14 protein-coding genes and 1 pseudogene are annotated in these 16,162 nt (G+C 61.9%); 4 read left to right on the top strand and 11 right to left on the bottom strand.

The window, feature by feature from the left end; translation table 11 throughout:
- Together ACWA13_RS16375 and ACWA13_RS16370 are read left to right on the top strand one after the other, a co-directional pair.
- Window positions 1–516 carry an SRPBCC family protein gene (locus tag ACWA13_RS16375; protein WP_463935291.1) on the top strand — a complete coding sequence of 172 codons (516 nt, stop codon included), beginning with the start codon at window positions 1–3 and terminating at the stop codon, window positions 514–516.
- Window positions 513–998 carry a mycothiol transferase gene (locus ACWA13_RS16370; protein WP_463935290.1) on the top strand — a complete coding sequence of 162 codons (486 nt, stop codon included), beginning with the start codon at window positions 513–515 and terminating at the stop codon, window positions 996–998. Before ACWA13_RS16375 ends, ACWA13_RS16370 begins: the two co-directional genes overlap by 4 nt.
- 38 nt (window positions 999–1,036) lie before the next feature.
- On the opposite strand, the gene ACWA13_RS16365 is transcribed toward ACWA13_RS16370, so the two are convergent.
- The 4 genes from ACWA13_RS16365 to ACWA13_RS16350 form a co-directional block, all read right to left on the bottom strand.
- Entirely contained in the window at window positions 1,037–1,510 is a 474-nt protein-coding gene (locus tag ACWA13_RS16365; protein ID WP_463935289.1) for a DUF1990 family protein, read from the bottom strand.
- Window positions 1,507–1,920 (bottom strand): N-acetyltransferase family protein, encoded by a 414-nt coding sequence (locus ACWA13_RS16360; RefSeq protein WP_463935288.1) that lies wholly within the window; start codon window positions 1,918–1,920, stop codon window positions 1,507–1,509. Before ACWA13_RS16360 ends, ACWA13_RS16365 begins: the two co-directional genes overlap by 4 nt.
- Window positions 1,921–2,031: 111 nt before the next feature.
- Window positions 2,032–4,089: an aminodeoxychorismate synthase component I gene (pabB, locus tag ACWA13_RS16355; protein ID WP_463935286.1), complete on the bottom strand. Its 2,058-nt coding sequence runs from the start codon at window positions 4,087–4,089 to the stop codon at window positions 2,032–2,034.
- A gap of 23 nt (window positions 4,090–4,112) precedes the next feature.
- Window positions 4,113–4,736 carry a LysE family transporter gene (locus ACWA13_RS16350; protein ID WP_463935284.1) on the bottom strand — a complete coding sequence of 208 codons (624 nt, stop codon included), beginning with the start codon at window positions 4,734–4,736 and terminating at the stop codon, window positions 4,113–4,115.
- Between the two features lie 188 nt (window positions 4,737–4,924).
- On the opposite strand from ACWA13_RS16350, the gene ACWA13_RS16345 reads away from it, so the two are divergent.
- A complete protein-coding gene (locus ACWA13_RS16345) occupies window positions 4,925–5,977 on the top strand; it encodes a LacI family DNA-binding transcriptional regulator (RefSeq protein WP_463935282.1) in 1,053 nt (350 codons plus the stop codon).
- Between the two features lie 2 nt (window positions 5,978–5,979).
- On the opposite strand, the gene ACWA13_RS16340 is transcribed toward ACWA13_RS16345, so the two are convergent.
- The 7 genes and pseudogenes from ACWA13_RS16340 to ACWA13_RS16310 form a co-directional block, all read right to left on the bottom strand.
- Complete coding sequence (locus ACWA13_RS16340) at window positions 5,980–8,094, bottom strand: alpha-amylase family protein (RefSeq protein ID WP_463935280.1); 2,115 nt, start codon at window positions 8,092–8,094, stop codon at window positions 5,980–5,982.
- Entirely contained in the window at window positions 8,091–8,990 is a 900-nt protein-coding gene (locus tag ACWA13_RS16335; protein WP_463935279.1) for a carbohydrate ABC transporter permease, read from the bottom strand. The genes ACWA13_RS16340 and ACWA13_RS16335 overlap by 4 nt, the downstream gene beginning before the upstream one ends.
- Window positions 8,990–9,955: a carbohydrate ABC transporter permease gene (locus ACWA13_RS16330; RefSeq protein ID WP_463935278.1), complete on the bottom strand. Its 966-nt coding sequence runs from the start codon at window positions 9,953–9,955 to the stop codon at window positions 8,990–8,992. Before ACWA13_RS16330 ends, ACWA13_RS16335 begins: the two co-directional genes overlap by 1 nt.
- Window positions 9,955–11,247, bottom strand: a complete 1,293-nt coding sequence (locus ACWA13_RS16325) for an ABC transporter substrate-binding protein (protein WP_463935277.1) — start codon at window positions 11,245–11,247, stop codon at window positions 9,955–9,957. Before ACWA13_RS16325 ends, ACWA13_RS16330 begins: the two co-directional genes overlap by 1 nt.
- A gap of 105 nt (window positions 11,248–11,352) precedes the next feature.
- Window positions 11,353–12,297, bottom strand: a complete 945-nt coding sequence (locus tag ACWA13_RS16320; RefSeq protein ID WP_463935275.1) for a D-2-hydroxyacid dehydrogenase — start codon at window positions 12,295–12,297, stop codon at window positions 11,353–11,355.
- Window positions 12,294–14,339, bottom strand: coding sequence for a beta-galactosidase trimerization domain-containing protein (locus ACWA13_RS16315; RefSeq protein WP_463935273.1), 2,046 nt, complete (start codon window positions 14,337–14,339; stop codon window positions 12,294–12,296). Before ACWA13_RS16315 ends, ACWA13_RS16320 begins: the two co-directional genes overlap by 4 nt.
- Window positions 14,340–14,434: 95 nt before the next feature.
- Window positions 14,435–15,220, bottom strand: a pseudogene (locus ACWA13_RS16310) (NAD(P)-dependent oxidoreductase); the annotation flags it as partial.
- Window positions 15,221–15,362: 142 nt separating this feature from the next.
- On the opposite strand from ACWA13_RS16310, the gene ACWA13_RS16305 reads away from it, so the two are divergent.
- The gene (locus tag ACWA13_RS16305) at window positions 15,363–16,157 is read left to right on the top strand and encodes a hydroxypyruvate isomerase family protein (protein ID WP_463935271.1); all 795 of its coding nucleotides are present in this window, start codon (window positions 15,363–15,365) and stop codon (window positions 16,155–16,157) included.
- The last annotated feature ends 5 nt before the right edge of the window (window positions 16,158–16,162 follow it).

The raw sequence follows: 16,162 nt of genomic DNA, 5'->3' as shown, positions 1-16,162 counted from the left end.
ATGACCGGCCACACACAGGATCGAAGTTTCACTCTCACCCGGGTTCTGCCGGCATCCCGGCACGCTGTCTTTACCGCCTGGACTGACCCCGCGCACCTGTCCTGGTTCTACAACCCCGACATGCCTACGCCTTCCACTCCCATTGAGGTTGACCTGCGGGTCGGAGGAATCTGGAAACAGCAGATGGTCGTCAATGACGACCTTAGCTATCCCACAGGAGGGATTTACCTGGAAATCGTGCCGGACGAACGACTCGTGTTCCGCTGGGGAGCAGTTGGCGGCTGGCCGGAACTGGCCGGCGAAAATGAGCTGCTTGCCCCTGTTGTCACAGTGGAGCTCAAAGACCTTGACACGGGCGCGGGTGCCGGCACGGAACTTGTCCTCACCGTGCAGTTCTCAGAGCGCCTGGACCTCAACGAGGTACAGCAACTCATCTCCGGCGGCACCCGGGAGGGCTGGGGTGCAACTATCGACCGCATCAACGGCAGCACTGCTGTTATAGCTCATCAAATATGAGCCCGTCTGATTCACATTTGCTGGCCCAGCTGGCCAACGAACGCACCCACGTGCTTCGAGCTGTGGACGGGCTAGCTGAGGCCGCAATGGTTCGAGCGATGGTCCCTTCGAGCTGGACCATGACGCGGCTGCTGAACCATCTGGCTTACGACAATGAGATGTTTTGGATATCAGCTGTTCTTGGCGGTGACCCTAGGGCGATTACGTCCCTCCGCAACGGTTGGGCGTCCGAGCCTATGTCTGGCTCAGAAGCAGTCAGGATATACAAAGAAAAAATCGCGCTGAGTGACGAAGTATTGGCGCAGGTTGACCTGGATGCACCTCCTTGCTGGTGGCCGCCCCCGACTGTTTTTGGGGGACCCCCCATGTCTGATGGCCGCGAAGTTGTGTTCCGCGTGCTTGTCGAAACGTCTACCCATGCGGGCCACCTCGACATCGTGCGCGAACTTATAGACGGACATCAAAACCTGGTTGTGGAGTGAGGAACGATGGCCTGAAACGCGCAGTCAGCAGCTCAAACCTAGGCAAGCGCCCTGAGGTAGCGCCCCCGGACCACGCGCTGGGCGACAAGAAGAAGCGGGAAGAGCAGCCGCCATGGCTGGGTCGACGCCGCCCGGGTGAGCGAGCGGATAGTGAGGTGGATTTCGTCGCCACGGCGGTGGACATAGAAAGCTTCCTCTCCATCGACAGGGTGCCCGGGCAGCGTACGGTAGGAAAACCCGCACCGTTCCGGTTCGTTGACCACGGCCACAACCTCCACGGGCTCCACAACGGTGACGCCGAACAAATGCGCTGTGACGGTGACGCGCTCGCCGGAGGAGGCCGGGCCAGTAGAATCCACGGAAAATCCACTGGCCGTCTTGACCTTCCACAGCAATACGGCGTGGGCGGCACGTTGCCAGGCAGTGTCGCCACTGCCGATAAGTGCCGTCACTTCGGAACGGCGGTACCTGGCATCGGTTGGAGGCCATCGGTCAAGATGCGGGCTTGTCATGCGTCATTTTTTGAGGCGGCCCTCACCATGCGGATTTCCCGCACGCCTTCGTCCACCTGGCTGGTGCCGTCCGGCACGAATCCGTGCTCCCGGTAGAAGGCCTCGGCGCGTGGATTTGGATCGGTTACCCAGAGCGCTGCAGATTCGTTGGGTCTGACGACGGCGTCCAGCAGGGCCGATCCTGCACCTGACCCGTGAGCGGCGGCAAGGACGTACAGCACGTAGAGTTGCACGCTCAGTTGGGAATCCCCATCCGGCGCGGGTCCCGACATCGCGACGCCGACCACCCCGCCGTCGCGTTCTGCCACCGCAACGCGGTTCTCGCGGTATTGCTCGTCGGACAGGGCCGCTGTCCAGAACCGCTCGCGGTAGGCGACCAACCCTGGATCGTCGAGCGCACTGTCAGGCATCAAACCGCGGTAAGTCTCCTGCCATGAGCGAACGTGTATCCGTGCCATGGCCGGCGCGTCCTCCACTCGGGCAAGGCGGACTGAGACGGAGGGATCCATAGAGCTGCCAGCCTACTTCAGGGTCGCGGTGGGGTATTGGTCCGGGTACTCCGCACCCAGCGCCGACAGCACGCCAAAGGCCTTGTCCCGGATTTCCTGGTATTCGTCGTCGGGATCCGAATCGGCAGTGATGGCACCGCCGACGCCGAGCGACAGTTCCGTCCCGCCCGCACTGTTCACACGGGACACCAGAGTCCTGATCGCCACGGAAAGGTCGGTGGCGCCGTTGAGCGAGAAGTAGCCAATTGCGCCGGAGTAGACACCCCGGGGTGCCGCTTCCAGCCGGTCAAGGATGGCCATGGTGCTGATTTTCGGCGCACCGGTCATGGAGCCTGCCGGGAAGCATGCAGCCACAGCTTCGGCGCGGGAGGCCCCCGGCAGGAGCTGCGCGTCGATGGTGCTGACCATCTGGTGCACGGTGGCGTAACTTTCGATCGCGCACAGCCGGCTGACCTGCACCGAACCGGGGACGGAGAAATGGCTGAGGTCGTTGCGAAGCAAGTCCACGATCATGATGTTCTCGGCCCGGTCTTTCGGCGACTCCTTGAGGTCACGCCGGAGTGCTTCGTCGGCTACGGGATCGGCACCCCGGCGGCGGGTTCCCTTGATGGGTTCGGCGCGCATGCCGCCGTCGGACGTGATCTTGAGGAAGCGCTCCGGCGAGGTGCTGGCCACCGCCAGGGCGCCGAACCGCAGGTAGGCCGCGAACGGTGCCGGGTTGCGGTGGCGCAGCTGCCGGTAGGTCTGCCAGGGGTCAAAAGCGCCGGACGGGACGTGGGCCGTCAGGGAAGTGGTGAGGCAGACCTCGTACGAGTTGCCGTCGGCGATCTCGCGCTGCGCCGCCACGATCTTGGCTTTGTACGCCTGCCCGCTGTCCCGTGCGGTGAAAACGGGCGCAACGGGCTCTGGCACTGTTGGTGCAGGGGAGGGCCCGACGGCGGAAATCACCTCCGCTGCCTCCTCAAGCCAGGTGCCGGCGTCGGGAGCATCAAGGGCCAGCAGCCACGCGGTTCCGGCCACGTGGTCCAGCACCACGGCCCGGCCCGCGAAGAGCAGCGAAACATCCGGCAATGGCGACGCCACGTCCGTGCCGCCGGTCTCGCGCTTGAGTTCGTAGCCCAGGAAGCCCAGCCAGCCCAGCGTGAAATCGCCTGGATAATCCTGGGGAGTGCGGACAGCTTTGCGGCCCCAGGTGCCATCCAGCCAACGGAAGAACGGGCCGGAGATCCGGACGGCGGCGCGGCCGGTTGTGAGGTGGGTGATCCCGGAGCTGTGGCTGACCGTCTGGCCGAAGGTGCCGCCGTCGTCAGCCAGGATGCTGAACCGGTTACGGGGCTGGGAGGCGTCCGCCGGCTGCTGGTCCGCGTTGGAGGAATCGAGCCAGGCGGCGCTTGCCGAGCCGCCGTAGAGCCGCTCGAACAGGGCAGCCGCATCCGGACGTGAGTCGATCTTCCGGGTGAGCAGCTTCAGACCGCCGCGGCGCTCGGCGAGTTCCGGCTGCAACACCGTTGCCAGCGCCGGCAGGTGGGACAGCGCGGCGAGGACATCATCCGGAGCGGTGCCGTCAGCCAGGTTCCGGATCACAACGTCGGCGTGTTCCGGCACGTTGTCTGCGCTCAGCAGGGCTTCTTCCTGGGCAGCCCACCGCTCCCAGAAGGGGTCGTAACTGCCGCCGTCACGGGCCAGCGCACGAAGCCTGCGTTCGGCCGTCGGTGACTCAGCCCAGACAACCGCGTTCAACAAAGGGCGGGCTGCTGCGGCGGCCGCCCCGACTCCCTCGATGAGCACTATCTCTGCCGGTTCCGTGACCCGCGCGGCGCCGTCGTCGTCCCTTTCCCAGTCCCAACTGGTCCAGGTGGCGCGCTCGCCGCGCCCCAGCGGTGCCAGCACGGTGCTGACATAGCGGACAATCCCGTCAGCCAGCCCGTCCCAGCCCGGGTAAATGTCCTCCAAGTGGAAGAGCGAGACCTTGTGGTGGACACGGAGGCGGGCCGCGAGCTCAACGGCCAGGGTGGTTTTGCCCGCACCGGAACGGCCGTCGACGGCGATAATCACGGGTGCGGGGATCATGACCACGAGCGTACCCGGTGAAGTCAGTGGATGAGCGCGAGCATAACGCCCACCGCAACAAAGAGGACGCCGAAGATCCTGTTCAGGATTCTCTGGCCGCGGACATCGTGCGTGAACCGCTGGAACCAGCGGGCGGCCAGGGCGAAGAAGAACCACATCACCAGGATGTCGATCAGCACCACAGTGCCGCTGAGGATGAGGTATTGGGGGAGCAACGGCTCGTCCGGGCGGATGAACTGCGGTACAAACGCCAGGAAGAAGACGATGGCCTTCGGGTTCAGCAGGTTAACCCACATACCACGGCGGAACATTGACCAGGCCGGTTCATTGCGGAGCGCGGCTACGGTTTCCTGGTCCAGGTCCGGCTTGTGCAGGTACTGCCGGATGCCCAAGTACACCAGATAGGCTGCGCCGGCGTAGCGGATCACGTTGAAGGCCACCGGTGAACCCGCCACCAGCACGCCCACGCCCAAAGCGACGACGATGACGTGCACCACTAAAGCAGCCTGCTGACCGAAAATCCCAAAGATGGACCGCTTGAACCCGGAGTTCAGGGAGTTGCTCATGGTGTTGATGGCACCGGCGCCGGGGGTGAAACTGATCAGGACGCCGGCTCCCGCGAGGGCCAGCCAAAGGGAAAATTGCACGTTGACCAGTTTAGTCGGCAGGACTCGTTGGAGACGGGCCGTATCGATGGCCCCGATGAATGGCGGGCATTCCGCACGGTCGTTCTGCCGCTCATGCTTCCGGGCATGGTGAGCGTGTTCCGCTCAGGCCACGTCTAGCCTCCTTCTGTCATTTGGCTAATAGCATGGGATGGACAGACAGGATTTCAATGACGCCTCAGCAAGCCCCCCGCAGGAACGGCCGTGCCACCATTTCTGATGTAGCTGCACTCGCCGGTGTCTCCCCTGCTGCCGTTTCAAAGGTCTTCAATAACACTGGGCGGATTTCCGAGGCCACGAGCGCGCGGATCCGCGACGCCGCCAGAAAGTTGAACTGGACCCCCAACGCTGCTGCCATCGCCCTCAGGACCTCGCGAGCGCAAGCAATCGGGCTTGTCCTCAACAGTTCGTCGCAGTTTCCGGATGTGGGCGCAGCGAACGTCGGACTGATATCCGGCATCGAGTCGATTCTTGCTCCGCGCGAGTATGGGTTGCTGCTTAACATCTTCATCACCGATACACACGATGAAGCTACGTTTTACCGGAACCTCGCTGAGCGGCAGCGCATGGACGGGATCATTCTCACCGATTCACTCGTGGGGGACACGCGCTTTGATCTGGTCCGGCAGTTGGGACTTCCCGCGGTGCTGATCGGTACGCCCTGGAAACCCGATGTCGTCGAGTACGTCGACGCGGACCCACCGAGCGCAGGGATACCCGAATCGGTGCAGCATCTTTTCAGCCTTGGTCACCGGCGCATCGCCTATATCGGGGGACCCGCCGAGTCGGTGCTCCCAAGCATCCGGCGTGCGGCTTTTGAAGACACTCTGGAATCCTTTGGGCTCAAACCGCACGCCGTGATCAGCACCAAGTACTCACCGGTCAAGGCGGCCAGCGAGACGGCGCGCCTGCTCGGTGAAGCGCACCCTCCCACGGCGATCATGTACGGCACGGATACGATGGCGATTGCCGGCATGCGCACCGCCCAGAGCCGAGGGCTTCGGGTGCCGGATGACCTGTCTGTGGTGGGTTTCGAGGGACTTCAGATTGGTGAGTGGATTGATCCGCAACTGACGACGGTGCAGCGCTTTGCGGTACAGCGTGGCCGCGCCGCGGCGGCCAAACTCATCGGGCTTCTCGGCGAGACCGTCGCTGAGGACGTCCCGCTCGAGAAGCCCGTGCTGGTGGTTCGCGGGTCAACCGGCCCGGCCCCGGAACGCTAGGTTCACCAGTCCAGGCGGATAATTCCCAGCTCACGGACGGGCGGGAGCTTCACCTGAATCACGCCGGATTCGTCAAGTTCCCATTCTGCTGCGCGGACTTCCCCGCCGTCGCCGAGGGTTCTGATGGCCAGGTCAGCGACGTTCAGCTCACCTCCGGCGGCTACCGCCAAACGCCCGACGTCGATGCTTGCGGTGAGTCCCTCAAGCGGCCACACCGTCCGCTGCTGCCCCCGCAGCGCAGCGCTTCCAGTTAGATTGGCGAAGACAAAGCTGTAGCCGTTGTCCTGTACCCAGCTGGCGCAGTCCACCAGGCCCGCGCCTTCCAGCCGTACCGCCGCACCGCCGCCGAGGCCCTCGCTTACGACGTTTCCCAGCAGGGTCAAGTGGTCTTGGAGCAGGACTTCCCCGTACAGCTCGGCGGCGTTGAAGGCGACAACCCTCACATGGCCCTTACCCACCGTGCCACCAAAGACTGCTGGCACCACGGCTTCGGACCGCGGGTACACCTCCTCCATGGGAAGGTCCGGATGGTCGGGCACAAATCGCCAATCCACCGCTACACCCGGTGGAGTCTTGAGCACGGCGAGCCTGGTGCCGCCGATTATTCGCGTCGCTCCGTCGAAGCCGGAACGAAGAGTGCTGCCTTCCACAGGCGTGATGTAGTTGTTCTTGACTATGGCATCGCGACGCTCGAGTATTTGCGCACCGAGCAACTCAGTGACAAGGAGCTTGCCGTCCGGCCTTGTTGGACCTGCCCCGATCACGATGAGTGAACCGCCGTTCCGGACGAACTCCTCCAGTGCGGAGGCGGACTCTGTTCCGATGTCCGCAACTTCGGGCAGGATTACCAGTCGGGTTTCAGGCGCGGTGAGACGGTGTTGGCTGCGCTCGTTCACGTACTCGAACGGTACGCGGAGTTCAACGAGAGCCTGGTAGATACCCTTCCCTGCTTCCCTCACGCTGGCGCTGACGTGCGGACCATCGACATCCCAGACAGAAACCTCCGCCGCGGGCCGTGCGTCCTGCAACAGCGGTGCTGCGGTCCGGTGCAGTTGGAACGCCCGTTCCACTGCGGGGACCCAGCGGGAGTCGTGAATACGCGCCGCGAACTTCGTGAACCAGGGAAATGCGCCGTGCACAAAACCGTCAACGATCCAGGTCACCGTCTCGGCTGAGGCGTTGACTGAATCCTTCCAGCGATACCCGTGGGACTCCGGTCCAACCGAAGTGATGAGTCCTACCGGCTTGGTGGGGTAGATCGACCGTGTTCGTTTGGCATCCCGTCCGGCCGCCCACTGCGCTTCGCCCTCATTCCGTGCCTGATGATCGACGAGGAAGAAGGGCACGTGTTTGCTGGCGACAGATTCATCGAGCTCGCGTGCCGCGAACGAACCGAGGTTGGGGATGAACCGTACGGACGGTTTGACCGCCTGGACCGCCTGATCCCAGTGCGCGACGAGGCTGCTCAGCCGACTACGCCGCCAGCGGTGGTAAGTCGACCACTGCTCTCCTTCGACAGGATCTGCGGACGTGGGCAGCTCAAGCCCGCTGGCATCGCGAAACAGCCGTCGGGCGGCATCCGTGTAGGACGGGCCATGGCCCTGCCACCGGTTGGCGAAAATCGCATCAACGTCGTAATCCCTGGCGATCTCGCGGGCAACCTCTGTTGTGAACTCCCAGTTGTAACCGCCATAGGCGTCCGTCACGTAGATGCCGGGATAAGCCCAGTGCTCGAAAAGCTCACCATCCTCTGTTCGGGCGATCCATTCGGGGTGGGCATCGACCACATCCTGATGAACCGCATGCGGATCGACCCGGGCCATAACAGCCATTCCACGGGAGCGCGCCAGCTCTACAACTTCCCCCAGGAGGTCGCGGTTCCCCAGGTACGAACTCCTGTAGTGAAGCGGGATTTTTGTCGGGTAGAAGGCGATGTAGCCGCCCGCACTGATGCAGATCGCGGTGGACGAGGTGCGCTCCATAACCTCCGCCCACTGGGCGATGTCGAAGGTGAGCGGGTCGTCTTCGACAAATGTCAGTTGTGTCCATCGTTGTTCGCCGTCGTACCAGGCCGGGGTGAGCAGGTGGCCCCGCTGCGTGTAGCTCTCCGTGGTCATTTAATTCCTGTCGTGGCGATGCCTTTGATGATGTACTTCTGGGCGAAAAGGAAGAACAGCAGAATCGGGATCAGGGAGACCAACGACATGGCAAACATGATGCCGATCCCACTTTGCGTTTCAGTGTCCACAAGCGACTTGAGCGCAACCGGAACTGTGTACAGCTTGGTTTTGGTCAGGTACAGAAGCGGCCCGAAGTAGTCGTTCCACGTCCAGATAAAGGTGAAGATCGTCGTCGTAATCAGCGCCGGCTGCATGAGCGGCAGGATCACTGACCAGAAGATGCGGAACGGACCTGCTCCATCGATCATGGCGGCGTGGTCCAGTTCCTTCGGGATGGTGCGGATGAACTGCACCATCAGGAAGATGAAGACGGCGTCAGACGCCAGCAACTTTGGTATCAGCAGAGGGGCGTAGGTGTTGGTCCAGCCCAGCTCTGCGAACAGGATGTACTGGGGAATGATCAGCACGTGGAACGGCAGCATCATGGTCAGCAACGTCAGGGAGAAATACAGCTTGTTCCCCCTGAAATTCAGGCGGGCGAGCGCGTAGGCGGTGAGGGAACAGGAAAACAGGTTGCCCAGGATTGACCCAACGGCGATGATGCCCGAGTTGATCAGGAACGTCGTGAAGGGGGTGCCGAGGGCATCCCAACCCCCCGAGTAGTTGGCGAAGGTGACTTCGGAAGGGATGAGGCCTGTTTGCGAAAGGATCAGGTTGCTCGGCTTGAACGAGCTGATGAGCATCCATAACAGCGGGTAAAGCATCAACCCTGCGAACAGGAGGAGGAAGATGTGTCGCCGCAGGTTCCTTGCGCGTCCGTTTTTGCGCCGTCGGGATTGGTTTTCCCCGTCCAGGCCGAGGTCGAGGTTGGTAACGGGGTTCAGCGTGGCCATTATTCGTCTCCGTAGTGGACCCAGCGCCGTGAGGCGATGAAGTTGATCGCGGTTGCGATCGCTATCACTATCAACAGGACCCATGCCATGGCTGCGGCATAACCCATATCGAAGTTAACGAAGCCCTCCTGATAGATGTAGAGGGTGTAGAACAGCGTCGAATCGAGCGGACCTCCGCTGCCACCGCTGACGACGTGCGCGGGGGTGAACGCCTGGAATGAGCCGATCATCTGGAGGATCAGGTTGAGGAAGATGATCGGGGTGAGCAGTGGGATGGTAATGGAGAAGAACCGCCGTACCCGCCCGGCACCATCGACCTCTGCTGCCTCCAGCAGCTCATCGGGTATCTGCCGGAGGCCGGCAAGGAAAATCACCATGGGTGAGCCGAAGGTCCACACGTTAAGGACAATGAGCGTCCACAGCGCGGTATCCGGGTTCTGGAGCCAACTCCCGGCCTCGATTCCGAAGAACGCAAGGACTGTGTTTATCAAACCGGAATCCCCGAACAATTGCCTCCAGAGAATGGCGATGGCGACGCTGCCGCCTAGGAGGGACGGCAGGTAAAAGGCGCTCCGGTAGAGCGCCAGTCCCTTAATTCCCTTGTCGAGGATGATGGCGAGGAACAGCGCGAAAGCCAACTGCAGCGGCACCGAGACAATGACGTAGAGCGCGGTAACCCTCGTCGAGGCCCAGAACCGCTCGTCCCTCATCATCCGGGTGAAGTTGTCGAACCCGATGAACTCGGGTGCGGTGAGCAGATCGTAGTCGGTAAAAGCGAGTACTGCGGAGGCGATGAGCGGCCCGGCGGTTACTGCCACCATTCCGAGCATCCAAGGAAGGAGGAAAATGTGGGCTACCCAGCCCTGGCGCTGGTGCGATGCCTTGCCCGGCTTGGCCTGCACGCCCGCCTGCTTCGGGGGACTCCCGGAACCCCTGGCGGATTCGGGCTTGAGGGCGGTCGACATCAGGACTTCTTAATTTCTGCGGTCACACCGTCCACGAAGTTGGTGGCGGCATCCGATACGCTCCGCTGGCCGAGGGTGACGGCTTCCAGTTCGCGCGTCAGCATTTTGCGCCAGGAACCGGATCCGGCGGGAGCTTCATACCGTGCGCGCTGGTCTGTGCCTGCGATCTCCTTGGTGATTGCAATGACCTTCTGTTCGTCCGGGCTGGCGAACTGTTCGTATTCGGCGAGGAGCTTGGAGCTTGGCGGCGCTCCTGCTGAAAGTCCCACAAGCTTGAGCAGGTCAAGGGAGTTGAGGTTGAAGCTCATCAGTTCTCCCGCTGCCTCAACCCTGTCGTCTTCTATCCCCGAGTACATTGCAAAACGGCTGAAGTAGGTGAAGTGGTAACCCGCGGCAGCGTCAGTCAGGGCAGGCATGTCCCGCTGGTCAAACTCGTAGTCCGGGAATGCAGCAGCGTCATCGACGATGTGATTGGAGTTCGCGAACGTGACCAGGACTTTCCCACCGATGTCCGACCATCCCGGCTCGATTCCGTCCTGTTCGCTGATGGTGGTGGTTGCTCCGGCCTGGCGCAGCTTCTCCCACCAGTCAATCCACGCTGCCACTCCGTCCACACTGGCACCGAGGGTGCCATCCTGCGTCCACAGGTCCTCGCCGCGTTGGCGAAGAAACGACTCGAACGGCATGTCGTGGTACGGCCCGTAGGTTGTTCCCTTGCGCCCGTTCGGGTTGTTCTTCGAATAATCCACCAGGAACTCTGCGAGGTTGTCCCACGTCAGGGTCTGGGGCAGCGATACACCGTCCTCTTCGAGGAAAGTCTTGTTGAACCGCAGGACCGGGCTGAACATCGATTTGGGAAGCGTGTTCAACTCACCGTCCAGCCGGTATAGCTCGATTTCCTTGTCGCTGAAGGCGCTTAGGTCGAGGGAACCGATTCCTTCGAGGTCGCGGTAGATTCCAGCTTCCCGGTACGTCAGGACTGCGGGCGAGGGGATCCAGAAAACCTCGGGCACATCCTTTGCCGCCATCTGGGTCGTCATGCGCTCCTGGTAGGCGTTGTAGTCTCCGAATTCCGGCTCCACAGTGATGGCCGGGTTTTCCTTGCTAAAGCTCTCAAGCGAGCTAAGGTAGGCCTTTTGCCGTTCGGCGCCTCCCCACCAGGCAAAGCGGACGGTGGTATTACCGCTGTCCGCTCCTCCCGATGGTGCGCAGCCGGTCATGCCGAGCACTCCGACGGACAGGGCGCCAAGCCCGGTGATGGCCAGAAAATTCCGGCGATTTATGTCCTGCATGTTGTCCTTCTTTCAATACGGCGTTGTATGGATTGCATGGAAGCTTCAGGATTGGTTGTGCTCGTCTGACTGATTCAGGGCTCGCGGGCCGTCAGTCCCGGGTGGTCATGCCAGGGCATTGACGTCCACCTGGTTTTGGTAGGGAAGGCGGGAAAACCTTCGTTGCAGGTTGGAAAGGAAGATTTCCGTCGCCCGCGCTGCAGTTGCGACGGTTGTTGCTCCGTTGTGCGGCGTGACGATCACTCCGGGCATCGTCCAGTAGGGCGAATCGGATGGCAGTGGTTCCTGAGCATGGGCGTCGAGGCCGGCCGCGGCTATCCTGCGGGAGCGCAAGGCATCCAACAGGTCAGGTTCACGAACGATGTTTCCGCGTGAAACCACCACCACGTGGGCCCCGGGTTTCAGTGAGGCGAGCACAGCCGCATCGATTCTCCCTTCTGTCTCTCGGGTCTTTGCTGCCGCCACCACCAGGACGTCGCAGCCGGCAGCAAACTCGTACAGGTCATCCGGACCGAACATGCGGTCGACCAGGTCCGTATCCCTGTCGGGCCGGCGTCGGAGTGCAATAACGCGCATGCCGAATGCCCGGGCTCGAACAGCAAGTTCGCGTCCTACGTTGCCGAACCCGTAGATGCCCATCGTCTTGCCGTGGAGTTCCGAATGGGTAAAACGCTCCCAGCGGTGTTGACGCTGGGCGTCCAGCCAGCGGTGTGCCTCACGGTCCAGCATCAGGGTAAGCATCATGGCATGTTCCGCAAGCGGAATGGCGCCGTTGCCTGCATAAGAAGTTATTGTTATCCCGCTGCTGCGCAACCGTGGTCCGACTTCGGACTCGACCCCGGCTGCCCAGCAATGCACCCAGTCCAGCGCAGGCAGGGCAGCGAGTTCGCTGTCCTGCACACTGCCGGCGGCTATCGTCACTGACGCAAGATCGACGTCGTCACGCCCTGTGGTCAGTACCCTTACGTCCGGATGCTCCAGGCGCAGCCGCTCCGCAAGCAGTTTCTCCTGCCCGCCGCGGATGAGGACAACATCACGCGGGCCCGTCATGGCCTGCGGTCCTCAAGGACGATGACCTGGAAGTCGGAGACTTCGCCTACCTCGATAATGAGGTCACTGCCCGCTGTCGCGACTGACATTTCATGCGGAAATACGAGGCCGCGGGCAGCGTGCCCTCCTGCTCCCGCAATCCGGAGTGTCACCCCGCTAAGCGGGACGACCGGGCCAAAACCGTTGCGCCGCTGACCGGAGTGGTTGAGCAGGTGGATGAGGATGCCCGCGCTCGAACGTCCCAGGATGATCTCGAGCTGTTCCGGGGCCTCTGCCGTAACCTGGGCGTCAACGCCCAGGAGTTCAGTGACCAGGTCCACTGCGATATCGCGGATCCTTGTGAGGGACAGATCATGGTAGGCCGCACCCGGTGTCCAGGGAACCTGAATCACGCATCCGGAGCCGTGGGCCCGCTCACCGAGAGCGTGCTCAGCACCGCGGACATGCCCGTAGGCCTTTTCCGGGGGCCCATAGGGGGCGGCCTGAATTACGCGGTGCCGCAGCCGTGAATCGCTCCGCCAGGCCAGGGAATGATGACGGCCGTAACGGGGAACGAGGATGGAGCCTTCGACTTCTTCGGCTTCGTTGAGCTGAACATAGGACGACTTAAGGGTATGGGCGTCATTGACGACGCTGATTTGATAATCTCCCGGCATCCAGGAGCTTACGACTCCATCCATGCGGATGCCGCTGGCTCCGGTGGCTAATACGCGTCCGCCACCGCGGACGAAGGACTCCAGCGCATTGTCCTGTGCCTCGTCCAGGGTGGGAAGGTCCGGGAGGACCAGTACCTTGAACCGTTCAAGCGGTATGGTTCCGAGTGAATGTGCTGGAACGATGTCAAACGGAATGTGCTTCTCGACCAGCGCGGAAAACAGTCCCCGATACTCGGCAACGGCTTCAGTGTGTCGGTCGGGAACGGAGGTGAGGGGATCCGGCTTGACCAGTCCGACGGCGGATGCGGGCAACAATTCGTTGTAGAAGCCTGCGTGGTCACGGTGGAAACGCGTCAACGTAGCGGCGGCCGGCAGGCAGTCGTAGTTGATACGCCCGGGCACTCCCATAACGTATGTTGAGGGGTTTGCCCCGCGTGCTATCGCTTGGATGAGGTACTGGGCGAACATGTGTGGTTGTTCGCCGGCCAGGCGGTAGGGCATGTCGAAGAATGCCACGGCGTTGACGAGGACGGGTTTCTGCGGCTGGGATACGCGGAATGCTCCCACTGCTTCGGACGTTGCATGGGGCCACAGCGTCCGGCCAAGTGCACTGTTCGCTTCGTGGAACAGGATGTCTGCTGACCGGCCCAGGATAAGTCCCGCCTCGGGGTTGCGGGCTTCGATGTGGGCGCGGATTTTGGCAGTGAGGGCGTCCACGGTATAGGCCGTGAACCGCTTCCACTCGAGGTAGTCACGTGCCAGATGGTCAGCAGGCAGGTCAGCTATCCCGGTGAACTCGGTGAAGCCCTCCTTGCAGGCCCGGCAATGGCAGACGCCGTGGACCTTTGAGCCATAATCCACCTCATTGAACCCGAACCAGTTAAAGAAGAAGCCATCAACCGGGTACCGGTCCAGGATCTCGTCGAGGATGTCCAGCGTCCGTTCCTGGTAGTACTCGCCGCTAGGGCACACACTCACGAGCCCTTCGAAAACCTGCAACTCCCCGTCCTTGGAAACAAAACACCACTCCGGGTGTGCCTGGGCAATACGGGCATGCACCTTGGAGAAGTCCATTCGGGCGAGAAGCCGCACGCCACGCTTATGGGCTTCGACGATGGCGTCTCCAACCAGGTCCCCACTCTGCCTCAAGTCCAGAACCGGGTTCCGGGTTTGATATGGCAGATCGGTCGGAAAGTGCGAAAGGATGCCGCCGACATTCAGCAGCCAAACACCTGCGCCATGTTCCTGAATCGCATCCAGGGCGTCCTCGACGTCGAGATCGGCATCGATTTCTCTCAAGTTCGTCTGGAACATCTGGAAGGGCTTGTTCCACCATCCCGTCCGGATCATTTCGGCAGCAGGCGAAAGCGGCATCTTGGTAGTCATGCTGCGGCCCCTTTATTGAGTTCACGCGCGAACGTCACAAGGGACGAGTGATCGAGCGGGCCATCGCCGCGTGTGACGAGGGATTGCACGAGTTACGCGACAAGCGCCGTCACCGGCAGGGAGACCCCGGATTTTCGGGCTGCGTTCTGGACGATTCCCAGGTCCTTATGATGTAGCTCCGTCCGGAAGCCCGGCTTGAAGTTGCCTTCCAGTACGCCAGCTGCTTTGCGGTCGATGACGGTACTGCCGCCGAGTCCTTTCGCGATGACTGACAGAGCGAGGGCGACGTCGGCCTTCTGGGCTTCGAGGAACACGATTGCCTCTGCGAGCATCTGCAGGTGGCCTGCAACCATGAGCTGGTTGGCAGCTTTTACCACCTGGCCGGCTCCCGACGCGCCGACGTGCACCACGGTACTGCCCATGGCAGCCAGGACGTCCTGCCATTTCTCAACAGCGGAGGCCTCACCGCCGACCATGATGGAGAGCGCCGCCTCGCGAGCGCCCGCTTCCCCGCCGGAGACCGGAGCGTCGAGAGCGCTATGGCCTCGATCGCTGAACCTGGACGCTACGGCGCGTGCGGTCTCCGGCGTAATCGTACTCATGTCGATGTAGCCGGTACCTGCCGGTATCAAGGCGAGGATGCCGTCCTCGCCGAGTGCCACCGCTTCAACGTCAGGGGAATCCGGGAGCATGGTGATGACGAGATCAGCAGATTCCACGGCCGCTCTTAGCGAGTCAACAACTGGAATCCCGAGCGCCGACGCCGCGTCCCGGCTGGACTGACTGCGGCTGAATCCCTGGACTGAGTGGCCTGCTGCGACGAGGTTCGCCGCCATGGGCCGTCCCATGACACCGAGGCCGACAAATCCGATAGCGGACATACTGGCAATCTCCTTTGATTGGTTCGTAAATCGATATATCAAACGAGAATTCAGCCTTGTGAATCCGCGGATGTGCACTAGTATTTCGATATACCAGCGGGTTAGTCAACCCTTTCCCCGAACCAATTTGAAGGGAGTTTGCATGTTTTCGGCAAACATCTCCATCCTGTTCTCCGAGGTCCCGTTCCGGGAGCGACCGGAGGCCGCCCGGGCAGCAGGGTTTTCGGCAGTAGAGTGCTGGTGGCCCTTCGAGTCTCACAACCCATCAGGACAGGAAATCGCGGACTTCACCACGATGCTGGACCGGGCAGGGGTATCACTGAGCGGGCTGAACTTTTTTGCGGGCGATATGCCTGCCGGAGATCGTGGCATCCTCTCCCGCCCGGATCAGATGGATGTCTTTGCTGCCAACCTCTCCGCCGTGGTTCAAATTGCAGAGCGAAGCGGGTGTCGCGTCTTTAACGCCCTGTACGGCCAACGCCTCCCGGGGGCCGATCCGCGTTCCCAGGACGATGCGGCAATTTCGAACTTGAACCTTGCCGCCGCGGCGCTGGAATGGACGGGTGGAGTCGTAGTGCTCGAACCGCTCAGCCGTGGTGAGAACGGCGACTACCCACTTGTCACGATCGATGATGCGTTGGCAGTCATTGACCAAGCAGAAGAAGCATCGATAAAACTTTTGTTCGATGCTTATCATCTCCATAACAACGGTCTCGACGTCGTTGCCGACGTCGGGCGATACTCACAGCGCATCGGGCACATCCAGATCGCCGACAGTCCCGGGAGGGGGCAGCCAGGCACGGGCGATATAGACTTTGCGGCTCTCTTCTCTGCAATCGCAGCGTCCGGCTATGACGGTTTGATCGGATGCGAGTACCGCCCGCAGGGGCCAACGGCGGAGAGCTTTGGCTGGATCGGCCGCGGCAAACCCCACTGACTCGC

Source organism: Pseudarthrobacter sp. TRD_SC_9, from assembly GCF_055361265.1.
Note: the sequence above shows the minus strand (reverse complement) of the source record. Positions and strands in the feature narration are given on the sequence as shown.